Origin of the sequence: Gemmata palustris, from assembly GCF_017939745.1 — a bacterium.
Lineage (GTDB): Bacteria > Planctomycetota > Planctomycetia > Gemmatales > Gemmataceae > Gemmata > Gemmata palustris.
In genome coordinates this window covers 7,879,851-7,899,208 of the sequence record NZ_JAGKQQ010000001.1, presented here as the reverse complement: position 1 = coordinate 7,899,208, position 19,358 = coordinate 7,879,851, and the positions used below count along the sequence as shown (strand labels likewise).

Sequence of the window (19,358 nt, the reverse complement as noted above, 5' to 3'; positions counted from 1 at the left end):
GTCCGTTGACGAACCGCGCGGGGACCGACGCGGCTCACATGAAATACAGGTCACCATTCCAGCCCGAGCATCAGGCAGTTCAGCCCGCTGCCGATGCCGAGGAAGCCCACCCGGTCACCGGGGCGGAGGAACTCGCGCTCTTCCGCGATCGCCGCGGTGATGGGCAGCGATACCGTGCCGATGTTGCCGAGGTACTCGAACGTGCTGAAGTCCTTTTCCGGCGGGATGCCGATCCCCTTCAGGACCGCTTCGCGGTGCCCGGCGCCCACCTGGTGGCAGATCACCTTATCGAGGTAGTCCGAGCGCCAACCGAACTTGGCGAGGAACTTCTGCCACGTGCGGTTGCCGAGTTCGACGCCGTACTTCAGCACCTCGCCCGCGTGCGTTTCCATGAAGGGGATCATGACGTGCCGCAGGCCGAGGTCGAGGCCCCGCTGCACCAGCGCGTTGGCGTTGTCGACGCTCTTCTGGACCAGCCCCGCGGCGTTGTGACCGAGGACGCGCTCCACGGTGCCGACCGCGGCCGGCAGGACCGATTGCAGCCCCCACCGGCAGAGCGAGTGGTGCTGCGGGGCGTTCTGCGTCACGCCGCCGAGCAGCTTCCGCCGCTTCTCGCGCGACATCTCCGCGCTCACGACGAGCACCGCGACCGCGCCCGACCCGCCGGTGAGCGTGGCGATGCTCTCGCGGAACAGCTCGACCGATTTCGTGCGCACCATGCGGTCGATCACGTTCTCGTTGATCTCGCGCGCGGTCTCGGCCGAAACCACCAGCCCCGCCTCGGCCTGTCCGAGTTCGATCTTGTTCGCGATCTCGACGATGCCGTTGAGCACCCCGAGGCAGGCGTTGCTCAGGTCGAAAATGGCCGCGTTCGGGTTGATCTTCAGCTCGTGGGCCACGGCGCACGCGGTGGCCGGCTCGAAGTTCTCGCGGCACACGCCCGCGTAGATCAGCACGTCGATTTCAGAGGCCGACATGTCGGCCGCGGCGAGCGCCTTCTTCGCGGCGGCGGCGGCCCCGCGCGAGAGCGGGTACCCCGGCTCCCACCACCGGCGCTCGTTGATGCCGGTGAGCAGTTCCAACTGCCCGGGCGACATTTTGAGCGCTTGGTACACCGGCGCGAGGCGCGACTCCAGCTCCGCGGTGGAAACTACCACCGGCGGGAGCTCGTACCCGATCGCTTCGAGGTGAACGCGGTTGTATTTCATGCGAGGGTCGGCACTGGGTGTTTTTTGGTGGCACGAGCGGTCCTGCCCGTGCCCCGCGACGCATGCGAGTACCGACCGCTACTCTAGAGTAAAGTCGGTCATCTGGTAGATGACGCGCCCGTCCACGGTGAGAAATCCGTGCGCGGTCAGGCGCCGATGATCGTCGTCCGCCGCGACGATTTCAAGCACAACTGTCACCTCGCCGTCGGTCGGGAGCACCTGCCCGCGGTAAACCCAGGTGTGCGGGGCGTTCCGCGCCACCGTGTGCCACGCCTTTTCGGGGTTCCCCCAGCGCTTCCACGCCGCGAACTTCAGCAACTGGAGGAACGACTCCACCCCCAGCGACCCGGGCCACACCGGGTCTTGATAGAAGTGGGCCTTGAAGAACCAGAACTCCGGGTCCACCTTGATCGTCCCGACCACGAGCCCCAGCCCCTTCGCCCCGCCGTCCGGGATGTACGCGGTGACGCGGTCCACCATGCGGAGCATCGGCCCGGGGAACGGCGACACGTGCGACAGGGTCTCACTCTGCGCCCGCATCAGTTCTTGCTCGCTCGGCCACGGCACCTTCGCGTCGCGGATGCCGACCTGGTTCGCGAGCGCCGGTTTCGAGAAGAACCCGAAGTACGTCGTGCCCTTATAAACATCCCCCTGATCGTCCCGCACGAGCATGTCGTAGTGCTGGATAATCATGCCCGCGGAGTTCGAGACGTTCGTCATCTTCACGGTGGTCGTCAGCGTGCCGGTGCTCGGCGTGACCGCCCGGAACTGCGTCCCCTTCCCGCCCAGGTTGCGGAAGCTCAGGTCGTCCTTGCTCGTGAGTGCCGACCCGCAGTACGCCGCGAGCCACCCACACGGCTGAAGCGCTATCTCCAACAGGACGCTGAACGGCATGTTCTCGCAGCGATTCGCGTCGAAGTACCACTCGTAGGGCGGGACCGCGTACTTCGCCTCGCAGCTCGCGCCGGCCCTAAGTACGAACGGCTCGCCGGTCACGGCCGTGATGCAGTCCAGGAACTGGTACGGCGGCCCCGGGAGCCGCGCGATGACGCGCCCGGAATCGAAGATCGTGTACGGCGCGCCGAACGCCTCCGACGGCTTGCCGTTGGAGTACGCCATGATGGAAGCGGAATCGTACAGGGGGGAACCTCCCCCCCCGTCCCCCCTCCCTGAAGGGAAGGGGGCGGAAACCACCCGCTCGTTAACACTCGCGGTTCGCCCAAAGGCATCGGCCCCCTGCTCCCCCGCCCAGATCGCGCCCAATCGCTCGCGCGTCAGTCCGGTCATCCGCAGCGTCATGTTGGTGATTTCGACGATCGGCTTACCGTCGGCGTACATCAGCGCGTCGGCGATGCAGAACGGTTCGGGCCGGTAGCCGAGTTCCTTCACCGTCACCTCGTAAGTCACCGTCTTCGTGGACGCGATCACCTGTCCGCGGCACTTCAGCCGGCTGTTCACGCCCGGCACCGGTTCGTAAACGACTTCATTCGCTTCGCCGACCCACCCCATGCGCATCAGCAGCACGCGGAGCGTGTGCAGGCAGCACTCGTACATGAGCGTGCCCGGCATCACCTGATCGTCCACGAAGTGGCACGTCAGGAACCAGTCGTTCGGGTGAATGTCGAACTCGGCGCGCACGAACCCGATCCCGAAGCGCCCGCCGGTCGGGTCGATGAGCGGCACGCGGTCCACGAGTCGGAGCATTCCGCCGGGGATCGTCGCGGGTCGGCGCAGGCTTGCTCGCGCGAAGTCGCCCCCGAACGCGGTCGCGAGGTCGCCGGCCCGGAGCGCGTCGACTTGTGCCGGGTCGAGGGCACATTGAGCCTGCGGCACGAGGTCGGTCCAGTCGCTCGGCTTCTTGCCGGGCAGCCGTTGTTTGTCGAGCGTTGTTTGAACGACTCCCTTCCCTGCCGCGAGTGCCTCCGCGGTGAAGAACCCGGCGACGCCGTTCCGCATCGTGATGAGCGGTTCACCGTTCACGGTGCCGTCGAACCAGAAGTGGAACAGCCACGCGCCCGCTTGCTGCACGAACTTGTCGATGTGGATGTCGTACACGATCGTTTCGCCGACCTTCGGCAACCCGCGGTGGAACGACACGACCGCGTCGAGCAGGCGGTACACCGCCAGCCCGCGGGTCTCGAAGTCGATGCCGAGGTACCCCGAGAGGAACAAGTCCGCTTGACCCGACTCGACACAGATCGCGGTCGGGATGCGGTCCGACTGCAGGTACCAGCGGTCGGGCCGAACGGTGTGCTCCGTGACGACGCGCCCGGTCGTCATCGACTTCGGCTCGCCCTCAATGAGCGTGATTTGGTCCACGAGTTGGAGCGGGCCGTCCGGCAACCGCACGCGCGTCGGGAACGAATCGACCTCCGCGAACACCGGCCCGAGCGCATCTGCCACTCGCCCCGCGGCGAACGCACAGCACTGCTCGTAGGTGAGCGCGCGAGGAACGGAAGCCAACCCCTCCCCAACCCCTCCCCCAAAAGGAGAGGGGCTTAAAACCACCGATGACTCTTCCTCCCCCTTCCCTTCAGGGAGGGGGGCCGGGGGGGTAGGTTCTTCCACCCAACGATCCCCTCCCCCGGGAGCGAAGAGAGCCTGCGAAGCAGCGCCACCGCGCATCCACGCTTCGAGTAGCGCCGTTTGGAACCGCAGCACGCCCGCGGTCGATTCCATCAGCTTCCCGTTGACCCGCAGGAACGCTTCCTGGGCCTGCATGTTCAGCACTTGCACGTTGGCGGCCGATTCGATGACCGGCCCAATAGCCGTTGCGAACGAGGTCGCGTGAGGGGCCAACTCGTCGCGCACGAGGAAATTGGGGTTCAGCTTGGGGGCCTCAACGAACGCGGGTTTCAGTCTCGCTGGCTCGGCGACGACGGCCGGCGCACGAGGAACATCGACCTTCGGGGCAACCGGGCGCACGACCGGCTCGGGCATTGCGGGCGCACGCTCCACCGGGCGCATCCCGACCGGGATCACCACTTCGTTGCGCCGATTCGCTTCCGGCGCCCGGTGCCCGACGCACCGCGTGTCCGTGCCGTAAAGTGCGGCGAGATCGACCGGCAGACGCTCCGCGGCGAGGTGCGCGACCAGGCGCAGCACTTGCGAAACGGCATCCTGCTTCGCGGCGTGTGCAGCGCGGGCGAAGTGCGGCCGGTCGCCGAGAATCGCGCTGGTCATGCGCGTACACGAGTTCCCGGGGCCGATCTCGATGAACGCCCGGACGCCGTCGCGGTACGCGGCCTCGATCACGCGCGGTACGTCGATCACGCCAACTAACCCGGCCGTGATCGAATCCGCGCACGCCAGTTCGCCCGGCTTGTAGCTCCGCCCGCGTGCGCCGCTGTAGATCGTCACCGACTGCGGCGTGATGGGCAGCATGTGCAGTTCGCGGTACGGCCCCTCGACCGGGCGCCCGGCTTCGCAGTGTGCGAGCGTCACGCCTTCGAGTAGTAACACCGATTTGCCGAGATCCGCGGCGACCTTTTCCACATCGGACCGGCGCCCGCCGATCACGCACTCGTTCGGCGTGTTCACGATCAGCAGGTACGCGAGCAGTTCCGGCCGCAGCGCCGCGGTGACGTCGGCGGCACTGGCGCCGATGACTCCACTCACCCAGTCCACCGGCTCGTTTGCCGGGGTTCTCCAATACGATCGCGCCGAAGCATAGGGCGGCGCGAGATCGGACGTGAACAGCGTCGAGCGCTGCATCCGGCGGTACATTTCGTCGCGCGCGCGCCACACGCGCACGCCGAACAGCCCGGCCGATTCACCCAGGCTCAGCCCGACCATCGCATCGGGCCGAATGCCCAGCGCCACCGCGACGTCACTGACCAATGTGCCGACCGTCACCTGACCGAACATGAGGTCGCGCGGGACCGCGTCCGCCGCGCGATCGGCCCAGAAGAAGTGCGGCGCGAACTGGTCGCGGAGTTGTTCGTTCTCGGTGTGCTGCTGGCGCAGTACCTCGGGCCAGTGCGCGCCGAGGTCGCGCCCCATGCCGTCGAACTGGTTGCCCGACCCGGGGAATACGAACGCGACCTTCCCCTCCGGGCCGAGCGGCTTCGGGCTGTAGAACACGCGGTCCCGGAGTGCCGCCCGTGCGGTTATTGGAAACGGCGCGTTCGGGTCGGCGTGGAGTGAACCCGCGGCGAACGCGAGCTGCTCCGCCAGTTCCTCCGCCGAGCGCGAAACGAACGTGACCGCCCGTGCGCGAGCGCTGGTCAGCGACGAAGCCAGGAACCATGCGCGTGCGACGGCTTCGATGTTCTGCTCGCGCCGCGCCCCCACGAACGCGGAGCACTTCTCGATCCCCGCGAGCAAGTCGGCTGGTGTGTCGCCGTCCACCACGAACACGGCTTCGCCGCGCGCGCCGAGCGGTTGGGCGCGGTCGGGTGCGGGGGCCGGCACCTTCGCCGCGTGCTCTTCGAGGATGAACGCGAAGTGCGAACCGTCTGCACCGCTGGAGCCCACCTGCGCGCGACGCGGGCCGGCGACCCGGTTATGGAGCCAGTACGCGGGCTCTTCTTTCCCCGATCCCCCCACAGAAACGGGCCGCATTTCCTGATACAGCGCGAGGCACGCACGTAGCACGCCCACCGCGCCGGACACGGCCCCCGTCTCCCCCACCAGCGCGGGCGAATCATCAAACGCGAGCGCCGAATCGCGCGGCACTCCGGCATCGGTCGCGGCGCGGGTCAGCGCGGTATCCGCGTCGGCCGCGACGCCGGTTCCTCGAATCACCGCGTAGACGCGATCGCCGTCGCGTTCGGCATCGGTCAGGCGCTTCAGAACAAGCGCCACCGCACCTTCGCCGGGCACATCGATTTCGCCCGGGAGCACCAAACGCGGATCGCCCGCGAGATCAACGCCGCCCACCAGCGCGCGATCGAGTTCGTGTGCTTGCAACGCGCGCACACCGAGTTCGATCGCGCGTGCGGCGGAGCCTTCTTCGCTGCAAACGGTGTGGCTCGGCCCGCCGAAGTGGAACGCCCGCGCGATCCGGCTCGCCGCGATGCTGCCCAGCGCACCCATCGTGCGGTTCGCGGTGAGCGGCGGAGAGGCCTCGTCGGGGTTCGTACCGGCGGCGATCGCGCTCCACCGGAGGTGGAAGTTCGTCGTGTTCGGGTCGAGCCCGAGCCCGATGAACACGCCGGTCGTGGGGTCGCCGTCCCCGAGCGGTTGGGGGCGCCCGTTCGCTTGGTCGTCGAGTGCGGCCGCGGCCACTTTTAGCGCGAGCAACTGCTGCGGGAGCGTCTCTTCGAGTTCCTTCGGCGGGATGCGAAACTTGTCGATCGGCAGTTTCAACTCATCGATGTAGAACCCCGGCGGGCACGGTTCGGGCGCCAGCGCCCAGCCGTTCGTCTTCGTGTACGCCTCGTCCGCTTCGCCGTTGAGCAGGTGCTCTTGGATCGCGCGGGCATCGGCCCACGGCCCGACGTGCGCGGCCACGCCCACAACGGCGACCGGTTCCGTCGAACGCACTTTCTCCGGCGCCACACTTCCGTTTCGTCCGTTCACGGCGACGAGTTTCGGCAGGGGCGGTCGCGCGGTATTTGTAACGTCGGTCCCGGTCCACTCTTCGACGAGCAGGTGCGCGTTAACCCCGCCGAAGCCGAACCCGCTCACCGCGGCGCGCCGCGGGAGCCCCGGCGTCTGGCCCCACCGCTCCGGTTGGCTCAACACCTTGAACGGACCGTTCGCGTACCGCAGACCGGCAGCCGGTTCCGCGAAGTTCGCTTGCGGCGGGAGGTGCCCGGCGCGCATCGCGAGCAGCACCTTTGTGAGTGCGGCCGCGCCCGCACCGGTGAGCAGGTGCCCCACGGTGGACTTCACCGAACCGATCACGGCCTGCCCGGGCGCCCACCCATTCTCGCCCCACAACTCGCGCAGGCTGTCGAACTCGATCGCGTCGCCGACCGGCGTGCCGGTCGCGTGGCACTCGATCAACTGCACGTCCTGCGGGTGCCACCCGGCCCGCGAATACGCCGCGCGCATCGCCCGGAGCTGCCCCTCCTTCGCGGGCGCGAGCAGGTTCCCGTGCATGTCGTTCGACAGCCCGACGCCCGCGATCACGCCGTGAATCGTGTCGCCGTGGGCGCGCGCGTCCGAGAGGCGTTTCAGCACAAAAATGCCGGCCCCCTCCCCCACCACGAGCCCGTCCGCGCGCGTATCGAAGGGCGAACACCGGCCGCTCACGGCGAGCGCCCGGAGCTGCGCGAAGCCCATCTGCGTGTACTGGCAGTCCGGGCGCGAGCACCCGCCCGCGAGCATCGCGTCCGCGCGGCCCGCGAGCAGTTCGTCGGCCGCGAGTTTGATCGCGTAGAGCGACGAGGCGCACGCCGCGTCGAGGGTGAAGCTCCCGCCGCCGAGTCGCAAACCCTTCGCGAGAATCCCCGCCGGCAGCCCCGCGACGAAGCGGTTCAGCGGGTGCGTCGGCGCGCCCGCTGGTAGCCCCACCTTCGTGCCCAGAATTTCGCGACACAGGTCGTTCGCGCGGTCCGTGGGCAAACAGATGTTACCGAGCACGACACCGACGCGGGCGCGCTCGACGCCCTCCGTCTTCGCGCCGCGCCAGGCCCGGTTGCCGACATCGAGAACGAGGTGGAACAGCGGATCGAGGGCGCTAACGAGACTCGCGTCCAGATCGAGGCCGGTGAGGTCCGGGTCGAAGGGATCGAGGTAGTACCCGCGCGCGGAGTAGACCGTATCGGGGTTCGCGACGCGCGGGTCCGCGCACCGGTCCGGCGGGAGGGCCCACCGGTTCGCGGGCACCTCGCGCGAGCAGTCCGCGGCCGCGGACACGTTCGCCCAGAACCGGTCCAGGTCGCTCCCCGCGCCGGGGAAGCGGCCGGCGAAGGAGACAATGGCGATGCGTTCGGTCATCAAAGGGGTCTCAAGTCATCAAGTCGTAAGGTCGTAAGGTCAAAACCAAGGAACCGATGGGGCCTCGACTTTACGACCTTCGACCTTACGACTCGTGACTACTTCAAGGCGAGTTGGTTCTTGCGGAACGAGGCGTTGAGCGACGGCTCCATGACGCACTCGTAGTCCTGCATCTGGGCGACCACCTGACCGTCCGCGGCGAGGAAGTCAATGTCCGCTCGCGCGAACCGGGCGTCGTCGCGCGTGACGCGGACGACGATCGTGACCGGGTCCGCGGGGTAGGTCTTGCGGAACTGCCGGTACCGCCCGACGAAGCTCGGGAGCGACGCGGAGTCGTGCGCGCCCTGGGTCCAGAGGATCATCATCTGGAACGCGACGTCGAGCACCAGCGGGTCGGCGACCCAGCCGGAGCGGAGCGGGAACTCGAACCAGTCGGCCGGCGCGGGCGCGGGGTACGACGTGCCCACGAACGCCTTCTCCGAGCGCCCGGTGAGTTGCGCGATGCCCTGCAGGTCCTGGCCGTGGAACAGGAACTCGCGGTACGCGCGGGCCTTGTCGTAGGGCACCGGCGCAACGGCCGGCGGGCGGTCCGCGGGCGGCGGCTTGGGCAGCCCGGACGCGAGCACGATCTCGGCCCGCGAGTAAATCACATCGCGCCCGTCCTTCTTCTTCCCGCGCAGCTCCACCGGCACAACGAGCAACTTGTCCTGCTTCGTGGCCTTACCCGCCAGGGCACGAACGGCCACCGGCGCACCGGCCTCCACCTTCACGCCGCTGGTGACGCGCAAATCGTTGAACCCGTGGAACTGGAACCCGGGGTTGCCGTGTAGGGCGGCGTGGGCGAGCCACTCCAGGTGAAGAGCCACGGGAAGCACCGCGAGCCCGTCGAGGACGTGCGACTTGAGGATCGGGTGCGTCGCGACGTCCACCGCGCGCTCGAACGCGACCGTCATGTCGGCCGACGGGAGCGGGTTGGGCGGGGACATCACGGGCGCGGCGGGGGGAATCGGCAGCGGCGTGTGCGGGGCCGTCGCGCGCCCCGTTCCTTTGACCAGTGCGACCACTTCCACCGCGCGGCCCGCGGCGTTCAGTTCCTGAACCAAGAAGGTCGCGCCCTCGATCAGCGGGATCGTGCCCACGCCTTCGGACTCGAACATCTTCCGCAACCCCGGCGTGACCATCCCGCCGTCCCACGGGCCCCAGTTGATCGCCGACACGCGGGCGCCGGGGCGCCGGCGGGCCTCCACCTGGGCCGTCTTGTTCAGCACCTCGTTCGCACAGGCGTAAGCCAGTTGCCCCACGCGCCCGAGCCGGGCCGTCGTGGAGCTGAACAGCACGAGCGCCTTCAGTTCGTCGTGGCCCAGGAGGTCGAGCAGCGTGCGCAGCCCGTCCACCTTGGTGGCGTAGACGTGGTCGAAGCCCTCGCCGGTGAGGTCCTCGATGCGCTTGTCGGCCAGCACCCCGGCCCCGTGAACGAGCGCGGACACCGGACCGAACTTGACTCGCACCTGGTGCAACATGTCGGCTACTGCACGACCATCGGTGATGTCCACCGGGAAGTACGCGACCTTCGCCCCGGCTTGTTGGACGCGCTCGATCGTGTTGCGCACCTCGCGCTGCGCGACCACTTTCTTGTACAGTTCGCCGACCGTGCGCGGGTTCCCATCCACCCCCAGTGCGGTCGCGATCGCCTTCTTCATCTCCGGTTCGGCGGTCACCCCCGCGAGGTATTCCGGTTCCGGCGTCGGGGTCGGCGTGCGCCCGGTCAGGATCAGTGTCGGGCAGTAGGTCTCGGCCAGTGCGACGGACACTTCGGCGGTCACCCCGCGGGCGCCCCCCGTAACCAAGATCACGTCGCGCGAACCGAGGTTGATGAGCTGGCCGCTCGATCGACGTGCGGCACGGGCCAACTCGATCGTGCAGCGGTGCGTGGGCGCGATGCCGACTTCCGGCGGACCAACGGACAGCACTTCATCAACGACCGCAGCGGCCGCGGCGCCGGTGTCGGTGACGGCCGGCGAGAGGTCCAGCGCCCGGCAGCTCACTTCCGGCCACTCGTGGCGCGCGGTTTTGGCGATCCCGGCGAGTCCGCCGGCGGTCGGGTCGGCGTCCGGGGACAGGTCCGCAAGACCAAACGCACCGTCCAGGCGCGCGACGGTGGCGAACACCGCGCCGCCCGCGCGTCCCGCTTGTCGCAACTTGCTCGCGGCGGCCTTGAGCCAGTCGAACGCCCGGCGGTTGAAGCCCGAATCCGGTCCCGGTGCGACGGGCGCGAGCAGCACCAGCCCGCCCAATCCCTTGGGCAGTGTCTGCGTGCCCGGCGCATCGGCCCAGCCAAAGGTTTGGGGGCGGAACCCGGCCGCACGCAGGCGCTCCGCTACGGCGCCCGTCAGCGCATCGGCCGCGCCCACGACCCAGAACTCGCTCGCCGCAGGAAGCGGGAGCCGCGCACGCGGGGTGCTCACATCGAGGTCGACGACCTTTGGGACGCTGCGCTCGATGCGATCGGTGTTAACCGACGTGATCGGTTGGCGATGACCCTCCCCCGGAGCGGCCGGGACCGATCGCGGAGCGCCCCCGGCGACCCCACTCGGCCGCGTGTCGGTCAGGTCGGGGGCCTTGGCGGGAGTTTGCGCGGACACGGGGGCCGGTACCGTGCCCGCTTCAGCTTTTCCCACGGATAACGTGCTGCTCACATCAAGGAGCGAGATTTTGGCCGTGGCCGGCGCTTGCGGCCCGGCGAGGAAGTCGGCCACGTCCTTGAGCGTGTGCAGCGCACCCAGGTGCTCGGGCTTCACCGCCGGGGCCTCCGGCAAACGCTCCTGCAGCGCCGACAGGATCTCCACCCGCTTGATCGAGTCCACACCCAGGTCCGCGTCCAACGACATCGACAGGTCCAGACTGTCCGCCGGGTAACCCGTCTTCTCCGACACCACCGACAACAACGTCGATGCGATCTTGTCCCGAGCTTGCGTGCTCGCGGCCGGCGCGGGTGGTGCGGCAACGATCTTCGGTTGTGGCACGGGAGCCGGTTGCGGCGCGGGCGGAAGAACCGACGGCTTGGACGCACGCGGCGGCAGCGGCGCGAACGCCTCTTTCGGAAGGGCCGACGCCGGGAGAATGGTCGTCGCGGGCGGTGCGGGCCGGGCAGCGGGCGGCGGTGCTACCGGCGGAAGCGCGGGCGCCGGTGGCGGGGCGGCCGGAAGCGTGAACGCGACCGGAGCCGAGGTGATCGGCGCGCCCGCACCGAGGCCCGTGAGCAGCAGCGTCTGTTGCTGGTCCACGAGCGTCTGCAGCGTGCGCTGGGCCGTCTCCTGCGATTCTAAAAACTGCTTGTGGAGCGAAGCCGTCTGCTCCTGCATCCGCTGGAGCGCGGCCAGACTCTGCTGCGTCATGAAGAGCGCTTGGGCTAGCGCGTTCGGGTCGGTCGGGCCGGAAGCGGCGTCGGACATTACAGAACCCTTCGGCCGTGTCGGAATTGCGAGTGCGGGACCGTTGGCGTGCGGCTTGCCGTTCCCGTTCGCGGAGGACAGATGTTGTTGGGGGCGGGCCGGGCGCTTCTCGCGCGGGGTCACCGAGTTCGCCCCGCACACGCTCACAGTAAGGCCCGGCTTGCCGGTCGGCGGCGCGGGCGGGCGGCAGCGGCTCTCCCGCTCCCAGGCCGCGAGCGCGACCGCGTGCCCGGTGGCCGCGATCCGCGCCAGGACGTTGCCCAAATCGAGCGCCCCCGGGCGCTTGCCGCCAGAAGCATCAAGCGCGAAAGCGGTGGCCCCCGCGACCGGCGCATCGGCCAGGATCGCTTCGACCAAGCGTGTGAGCACCGAACCGGGGCCGACCTCGACGAAGGTCCGAACGCCGGCCGCGGTCATCGCGCGGATCTGTTCCACGAACGCGACCGGGCGCGCGAGCTGGTTCGCGAGCAAGTCCTTCGCCGCGCGCTCGTCGGCGGGGTAGGCATCGGCGGTCGTGTTCGCGTAAACCGGAACCGCGCCGGCCGCGAGCGAAACGTTATCGAGCGCGGCCCGGAACGGCCCCGCGGCGTCTGCAACGAGCGCCGAGTGGAACGCCGCCGCGACCGGCAACCGCGTCGCCTTCATCCCGGCATCGGCCAGCAACTTGGCAGCACGCTCAATGTGGGCCGTCGAGCCCGAAAGCACGTTCTGCTTCGGCGCGTTGCGGTTCGCCACGACCACGTCGAGCTTTTCACGCGCGAGCGCCGTTTCGATATCCGCGAGCGGCGCGAGGACGGCCAGCATCGAGCCCGGATCACCGGCCCGGTGACTCGCCATGAGTTGCCCGCGCACGCCGGAGAGCGTGAACAGGTCGCGTGCGCCGAGCCGCCCGGCCGCGGCAAGAGCAACGAGTTCGCCGTAACTGTGACCCGCGAAGGCATCGGCCACCACGCCGAAGCGGTCCGCGAGTGCGCGCCAGGCGCCGAAGCTCACCGCGCCAATGGCGGGCTGCGCATTCCGCGTGTCGCGGAGGTCGCGATCGTTGTCCTTCTTACGCTCCGCGCTGAACGTGGTCGGCGGGTAGATGTAATCGCTCAACCGGCGCGAGTTGGTCGCTTCGTGCGTCAACGCGGTGACGACTTCGTTCGCGGACGCGAGCGCGTCGAGCGATTCCGGCAGCAGGCACGCGAGATCGCGGAGCATCCCGACGGACTGTGAGCCCTGCCCCGGGAACAGCACCGCAAGTTTGCCCGGCGCGGCCCCGCGCCCGAAGTGCGCGCCGTCCGGGGTGTGCCAGCTCGTCGCATCGGGTTCGGCGACGAGACGCGCCTTGGCGCTCGCGAGCAACTTCGGCAGGTCGGTGAGCGTGCGGTGAACCGCAAAGCACAACCGGCACGCGCTCGCGGGGTCGAACGACGCACGTGAAACTTCGGCCGCCCGCGCGAATGCGCTCCAGGCGGAAGAACCGCCCGCCTGCGACGACAAGCGATCGATTTCTTCGACCAGTGCCCGCGTGGTGCTCGCGCCGAGGGCCACGATTTCGACCGAACCGTCCCAGTCCGGCTCGAACTTCTCCGCGCGGTGTTCTTCGAGTACCGCGTGGAAGTTGCTCCCGCCGAACCCGAACGCGGACAGCGCCGCGCGCCGCGGGTGCTCGGCACGCGGCAACCACGGTCGCATCTCGGCGTTCACGTAGAAGGGCGTATCGGCCGTGAGCAGCGGATCGACCGGGCGCGTGACCTTCAGCGTCGGCGGCAGCACCTTGAAGTACACCGCCAGCGCCGCCTTGATGAGCGACGCCGCCCCCGCCGCCGCTTTCGTGTGCCCGATCTGCGACTTCACGGACCCGATCGCGGCCCACGGGCGGGGCTTCGGCGCCCCCACGGTACGGGCGCTCGTCGTGTACACGTCCGTCAGCGCGGTGATCTCGACCGTGTCGCCGACCTTCGTGCCGGTGCCGTGCGCTTCGACCAGTTCGATGGTGTCCGGCGCCACCCCCGCGAGGTCGTATGCGGTGAGCAGCGCCTTCTTCTGCCCGGCGGCGCTCGGGGCGTAGATCGCGTTGCCCTTGCCGTCGCTCGACGACCCGACGCCCTTCATGACCGCATAGATCGTGTCGCCGTCGCGCTCCGCGTCCGCGAGGCGCTTCAGCACGACCATACCCAAACCTTCACCGAGAATGGTGCCGTCACCGTCTTCGGCGAAGGGCTTCGCGTCCCCCGTCGGCGACAGCGCCGGGGTCTTGCTGAAGCACATGTACATGAAGATGTCGTTGAACGTGTCGCACCCGCCGGTGACGGCCACGTCGCAGCGCCCGGCCTGCAGTTCCAGCGCGGCGAGGTGGACCGCGGACAGCGAACTGGCGCACGCGGCGTCGACGACGCAGTTCGTGCCGCCGAGGTCGAGCTTGTTCGCGATGCGCCCCGCGACCACGTTCCCGAGCAGGCCCGGGAAGCTGTTCTCCTGCCAGGGGACGTAACTCTCGGCGATACGAGCAGCGGCGTCGTCGGCGAGGTCCGCCGGGATGCCCGCATCACGCATCGCCTGTTTCCACTTCGGGTGGCCGAGCCGCGCGCCGAGCGGGATCACGAGTTCCAGCGTGCCCGTCACCCCGAGGATGACCGAGACGCGGTTACGGTCCACGACGGGGCGGTTTTGGTGCTTGCCGTTGAGTGCGGAGGGCTTCGCATCGGCGAAGCGCACGCCCGCGTCCACGAGTGCTTGCTTCGCGGCGACGAGGCCCAGGAGTTGTGTAGTATCGGTGGCTTCGATGTCGCGCGGGGCGATGCCGAACTCGAGCGGATTGAACTCGACCGCGGAGAGGAACCCGCCGCGGCGCGCGTAAGTCATGTCCGGCGCTTTGGGGTCCGCGTCAAAATACTCGGCCGGGTTCCAGTGCGTGGCCGGCACCTCGCTGATGCCGTCCACCCCGTGCTTCACGTTCGCCCAGAAGAACCCCGGCCCGGCGGCCTTCGGGAACAGGCACCCGAGGCCGACGATCGCGAGCGGCTCGAACCGCGTTTCGCGCTTCGGGCGGGACGTATCGGGTTGTGCGTCGGCAGTTCGTGTCATCGTGTCTCTGTCTTCGGGCGTGAAACGTTAAGCGCGGAGCCGCCCGGCCACCTCGTCCGTGGCGAGCGGGGCCAGCGGGAAGCACTCGTCCGGCAAATTCACGCCCTGCTGCCGCAGCGCCGCGCGCCGGGTCACGACGCAGGCCCCGTACAGCAAGTTCAGCGCGACCCCGACCACGGTCCGGTTCTTCGGATCTTCCAGGTGCGAGCCCTTCGCCCACTCGTTGAACGCGCCCATCGCCGGCCCGCACCACACCTGGTAGTCCACCTGGCGCCCGGGCTCGCCCGCGTTCGCCCACCGGCTCGACAGGCCCAGGTACCAGCGGAACACCAGCGCCATGCGGTGGCGCGGGTCCGCTTCGGCCCGCTGTAACTGTCCGGGTTCGCGCTTGGCCCAAAATTCGCGAGTCAGGGCCCACACGTCCGGGAACGCGGCGCGGAAGTGCGTCTTCTCAACCTGGACGCGCTCGGCCTCCGGGATCGCTTCCCAACTGGTGTACCCGCGGTACAAATCGAACAGCTTTTGCGCCCGCATTGCGAACATCGTGCCGCGCTTGAGCACCTGGAGCTTCACGCCCATCTCGAACATGTCCGCGGCGGGGGCCATAATCACGTCGGCTTGCCCGGCCTCGGCGAGCATTTTTCGCACCGGGTCGGAACTGCCCGATTCGACGCACGCCTGGTTCACACTCCCGGTGACGACGAAGGCCGCGCCCATCGCGAACGCACCGGCCACGCTCGCGGGCGTCGCGATGCCCCCAGCTAATCCTACGCGCGGAGGGTTCTCGTACTGGAACTGCGCCTGGAGCCGATCGCGGAGTGCTAGAATTGTGGGCAATAGCGTGATCGCCGGGCGGTTGTCCGTGTGCCCGCCGGAATCGGCCTCCACGGTCACGTCGTCCGCGACCGGGAACTTGGCCGCGAGCGCCGCCTGCTGCTCGGTGATGTGCCCGGCGGAGACCAATTCGCGGAGGATTTTCTCGGGCGGCGGCGAGAGGAACTTCGTTGCGACCTCGACGCGCGAAATCTTCGCAATGACCCGGTTCGTCGGGACCGTGGCCCCGGTCGCGTTGGCCCGGAACCCGGCCGCGCGGTACCGGACGATCGCGGGCGTGAGGTCGAGGTACGCACTGGCCTCGACGAGCGGCGCGCCCTTTTTCAGCAGCAGCTCGGCCGTGGCCATCTCGTGGGCCGGTTCGTTCGGGCTGTGAATCAGGTTGATGCAGTACGGCAGAGTACCGAGATTGGCCTTCAACCGGTCGATCGCCACGGTAATGCGTTCGAGCGACTGCCCGGCGGCCCCGAAGCTACCGAGCATCCCGGCCCGGCCCATCGCTTCCACGATCTCGGCGGACGCGATGCCGTTGGCCATCGCCCCGGTCATGTACGGGTAGCGGAGCGACTGGTCCCGCAGGAACGCGGGGTCGCCGAGGTGTTCGGGCGGCAGCGGCGGAAGGTACGCCGCGATGGGGTAGCCGTCTTTTGCGCCCGGTTGCGCCCCGAGGGAGGCCGAACCGCCCCGCGCGACCGCGAAACCGGTGCCGGTGCGAACGACCACGACCGGTGAGTGCAGGTCGCTGATCGCGTTTCGGACCGCGTCGGGCGTACCGGATGGGGGCGCGCTGGTCGGAGTCCAATGTCCGAGCGCGGGCGGGCTGCCGAGAGTGCCGGCCGAATGGGTCATCGCGTAGTCGTGCGCGTCACGGGTGCTTGAGGCGATACACGTTATGGCATATAGCTTTTCGCGCGCCGCGAACAGTGGCCGGGGGTGGCACGGAACTCCCCGAACCGGGGAAATCCCTCGAGTTCAAGACGGGAATGAATTGATTGGTTTTGCGGTCCTACATGCCCCCCGCCAAATGTGGAAGTGATACCGGCTGGTGGGATTGAGCGGGACAAACGAACAATCTCGGCAGTCGCAGGGCGCGGAGCCCTGATTCGCAGAAGCGCTACGTGCCCCCGCGGTCTGCTGCCGCGCCTGGTTCGGACCGAAGTGGATCCGATTCAATACCCGGCGCCGATTGCGGTTCCGGTTGCTTTGCGCCTTCCTCCTCGCCACCGTTTGCCGGCTCCCCGCGCAGCGCCAGCCACGCGAGAATCCCGCCGTGGAGGTCTACAAGGGCGTGCAGCGCGATCGCCGGCCAAAGGGAGTTGAAAATCGCCACGACCAGTGTGAAGAACACCCCGAGGATTCCGACACGCAGGACGCCGCTCCATCCCTGATAAGCGTGCAGCCCCGCGAAGACCAGAACAGACACCGCCGCAGCACCCCACCAGCCGATCCACGGCGCGAAGACCCAGATGAAGTATCCGCGAAACAGGAACTCTTCACAGAACCCCGCGGTCAGCGCCACACCGCCGAACCAGTACAGTTCCGCCCGCGTCCGCGGCATGGTGGCGGCGGTGAGTTTTCCGATCTGTTCCCGCACGCTCGCCCTTGCCGCAGGGTCGCGCGCGACCGTTACGATCGTCAGAGCGACATAAGTCACCAGCAACTGGACCAAAGCGACGGACGCCCACAACCGCCAGCCGCCGGGCACTGAGAATCCGAGCGCCGCCCAGGATCGGTCGTTGGACAGCCAGAGCGCGGACCCGATCGCGACCAGCGCCCAGATCCAACCGATCGACATCGCCCAGAACCGCGTCTTCGCTCGGGTTGGGTCAGTTTGCAACCGGCGGCGGAACGCGGGCCAGGAGACGACGTAGTCGTACAGCGGCACGGCGGCCGCGAACAGGGCCACGTAGAGCAGGTCGAGAGGCGTGGCCATCGGCACCCCGCTGGCTGTCTGGAACCAAACATCCAACTCCGGAGAGCTACCCCGGTGCCGCCGAACGACTGCGTTCACCTGCCGGGCCGGTTGGAACGAACGCGACGCCGGCCCGGTCAGGTGCGACGCTTGGTTATCTCGCAATCCGGCGGTACTCGCTCAACCTTGGCGCCGCACCATTTCGTTGATCCAGATCGGGGCAAATGGCGATGTGCATCCTTTGGAACAAGGATAGTCGCGATAGATTCCCAATGTCTCTCCAATGGAGAGAGCCCGCTTGCGGAGTTTTGGGAAGTGGATTCCGATTTCCGCAAGAGTGCTGTTCATCGTCCACTGCACCACGGGATCGGCACGGCCCATTTCGGACTCGATGCGATCCAGCAGCGCTGCGAGATCGAGCCCCCCGGGACTCTTCACAACCCGCTCCGCGGTGAGACTCCATCCGGCACGTGCGGCCCAGCGGTCGTCCGCGGCCATCCATTCCCGGCGCAGAGCCTCCTTGTCGGGGTGCTGCTTGACGACATAGGAATTGAACCAGTCCGCCGCGTGCGCAAAGGTGACGGACCGCACCAGCCGATCCACCTCTTGGGCCGACAGCGTCTTGGGTTTGAGCAGGAGGGTCGCCAGGAGCTGGGCGTCGACGTTACCCGTCTCCCAGAGGGACGTGGCCAGCTCGTGGTTGGTCTTGATCTTCTTCGCCAGCGCGCGAATGTCTCCGAGCTTGACGCCGAACTGATTGCCGCCCGCACCGTACTTGGTGTTGTGCGCCCGCGTCGTCGCGTTGCCGAGCACTTTGAGCTGCTCGAGAGTTTCATTGAGGGTCATGGGTCGTGATTCCACGGGGAGCCCGGCTGAGAGTGCGGGGCCTCTCGAGCGGGATAATCCATGATTCCGCGAGCCCGCCGGTCGGCCTCACGCGCAGGGTACCGCCCCCGCCCCGCTCCCCGCAACTCCTTTCCCCTCCAACCGCCCTGGAACCCGCGACTCGGTCGTTTCGCCCCGGCCTGACGTGTTAGCCCGCCCGGTCTATCCCCACGCCTCCCGCAATACCACGTCCGCATTTGCTGGGAGCTGTGTTAGGAGGACCACCGGGAATAGCCCGGGATGAAATCGCGGAGGGCTTCAAAGTAACTCGATGCGGTCACCGAACGTCTGCACCAAGCGCCGGCGCAGAGCCGCGCTGAAATTCACGCCCCGAAGGTCCAGGCGCTCGATCGCACTCGCGGGGGCGTTCGCGAAGTAATCGGCGCTCGCGTCGGTGAGCGCGTTGTACGACAGATCGAGCCGCCGGAGCCGGCGCCAGAGCGGGGACGCGACCAGGCGCCCGACGCCTTCATCACTAATTTCGTTCCTGTGTATGTTCAGGTCGATTAGGGCGAGCAGAGTGTCGCTATACGCGAGTGCTCGCAGGCCCGAATTCCCGATGGCGGTGTTCGGCGGCACGAAGGTGAGCACCTCCAGGCGCGTGAGGTGCGAACACGTCGCGAGTTGGTGCGCCCCGCGCGCGCCGACCTCGCACGTGGCAATGAACTCAACAACCAGCCCCATCTCGGGGCAGTGGAGCAGCTTCACGAACTTGGCCGCGCTCGCGGTGTGGACGTGAATTCTCGGCGCGGGGCGCAACTCGCCGATGGCTGTCGCGCGTTGAAGGAACAACAGATCCGTGATGTTCAGTTCCGCTGCGAACCCGCGGTCGAATGTGACGTTGAAGATCGTGAGGTCGGCCCCGAGCGGGCCGAGGATGTCGCGCCTGTGGTTCTCGAGGAGGTACCGCTGCCGGGCCGAGAGCTTCCACTTCTCTTCCGGCGAGCGGTTCCCGAGTTGCGTCAGTGCGCACTGGATGCGGATGAATTCCGCGCGAATGCCCCGGTCGTTTTCGTCGAGCCAATCGGCGAACGCGAGGCGCGGGGTGTCCTCGTCCGGGTGCGCGGAAATTGCGGCCAGTAGCGCCTCTTCGTCGCTCACGGCGTC

The 19,358-nt window shown here is 68.3% G+C and carries 7 protein-coding genes; all 7 read right to left on the bottom strand.

The window, feature by feature from the left end; translation table 11 throughout:
- Positions 1–50: 50 nt before the first annotated feature.
- Entirely contained in the window at positions 51–1,208 is a 1,158-nt protein-coding gene (locus J8F10_RS32855) for a 3-oxoacyl-ACP synthase III (RefSeq protein ID WP_210661034.1), read from the bottom strand.
- Positions 1,209–1,286: 78 nt separating this feature from the next.
- Complete coding sequence (locus J8F10_RS32850) at positions 1,287–8,096, bottom strand: beta-ketoacyl synthase N-terminal-like domain-containing protein (RefSeq protein WP_210661032.1); 6,810 nt, start codon at positions 8,094–8,096, stop codon at positions 1,287–1,289.
- 98 nt (positions 8,097–8,194) lie between these two features.
- Complete coding sequence (locus J8F10_RS32845; RefSeq protein ID WP_210661030.1) at positions 8,195–14,620, bottom strand: type I polyketide synthase; 6,426 nt, start codon at positions 14,618–14,620, stop codon at positions 8,195–8,197.
- A gap of 27 nt (positions 14,621–14,647) precedes the next feature.
- On the bottom strand, positions 14,648–16,303 hold the full coding sequence (locus J8F10_RS32840) for a PfaD family polyunsaturated fatty acid/polyketide biosynthesis protein (RefSeq protein ID WP_210661028.1): 1,656 nt from the start codon (positions 16,301–16,303) through the stop codon (positions 14,648–14,650).
- A gap of 265 nt (positions 16,304–16,568) precedes the next feature.
- The gene (locus J8F10_RS32835; protein WP_210661025.1) at positions 16,569–17,387 is read right to left on the bottom strand and encodes a CPBP family intramembrane glutamic endopeptidase; all 819 of its coding nucleotides are present in this window, start codon (positions 17,385–17,387) and stop codon (positions 16,569–16,571) included.
- A gap of 159 nt (positions 17,388–17,546) precedes the next feature.
- Entirely contained in the window at positions 17,547–18,212 is a 666-nt protein-coding gene (locus tag J8F10_RS32830; RefSeq protein WP_210661023.1) for a DNA alkylation repair protein, read from the bottom strand.
- Between the two features lie 297 nt (positions 18,213–18,509).
- Positions 18,510–19,352 carry a TIGR02996 domain-containing protein gene (locus tag J8F10_RS32825; RefSeq protein ID WP_210661021.1) on the bottom strand — a complete coding sequence of 281 codons (843 nt, stop codon included), beginning with the start codon at positions 19,350–19,352 and terminating at the stop codon, positions 18,510–18,512.
- Positions 19,353–19,358: the final 6 nt, after the last annotated feature.

Excerpts from the sequence above, each read along its gene's own strand:
- J8F10_RS32840 (WP_210661028.1), bottom strand. The coding sequence starts at position 16,303 with ATGACCCATTCGGCCGGCACTCTCGGCAGCCCGCCCGCGCTCGGACAT.
- J8F10_RS32845 (WP_210661030.1), bottom strand. The coding sequence starts at position 14,620 with ATGACACGAACTGCCGACGCACAACCCGATACGTCCCGCCCGAAGCGC.
- J8F10_RS32830 (WP_210661023.1), bottom strand. The coding sequence starts at position 18,212 with ATGACCCTCAATGAAACTCTCGAGCAGCTCAAAGTGCTCGGCAACGCG.
- J8F10_RS32850 (WP_210661032.1), bottom strand. The coding sequence starts at position 8,096 with ATGACCGAACGCATCGCCATTGTCTCCTTCGCCGGCCGCTTCCCCGGC.
- J8F10_RS32835 (WP_210661025.1), bottom strand. The coding sequence starts at position 17,387 with ATGGCCACGCCTCTCGACCTGCTCTACGTGGCCCTGTTCGCGGCCGCC.
- J8F10_RS32855 (WP_210661034.1), bottom strand. The coding sequence starts at position 1,208 with ATGAAATACAACCGCGTTCACCTCGAAGCGATCGGGTACGAGCTCCCG.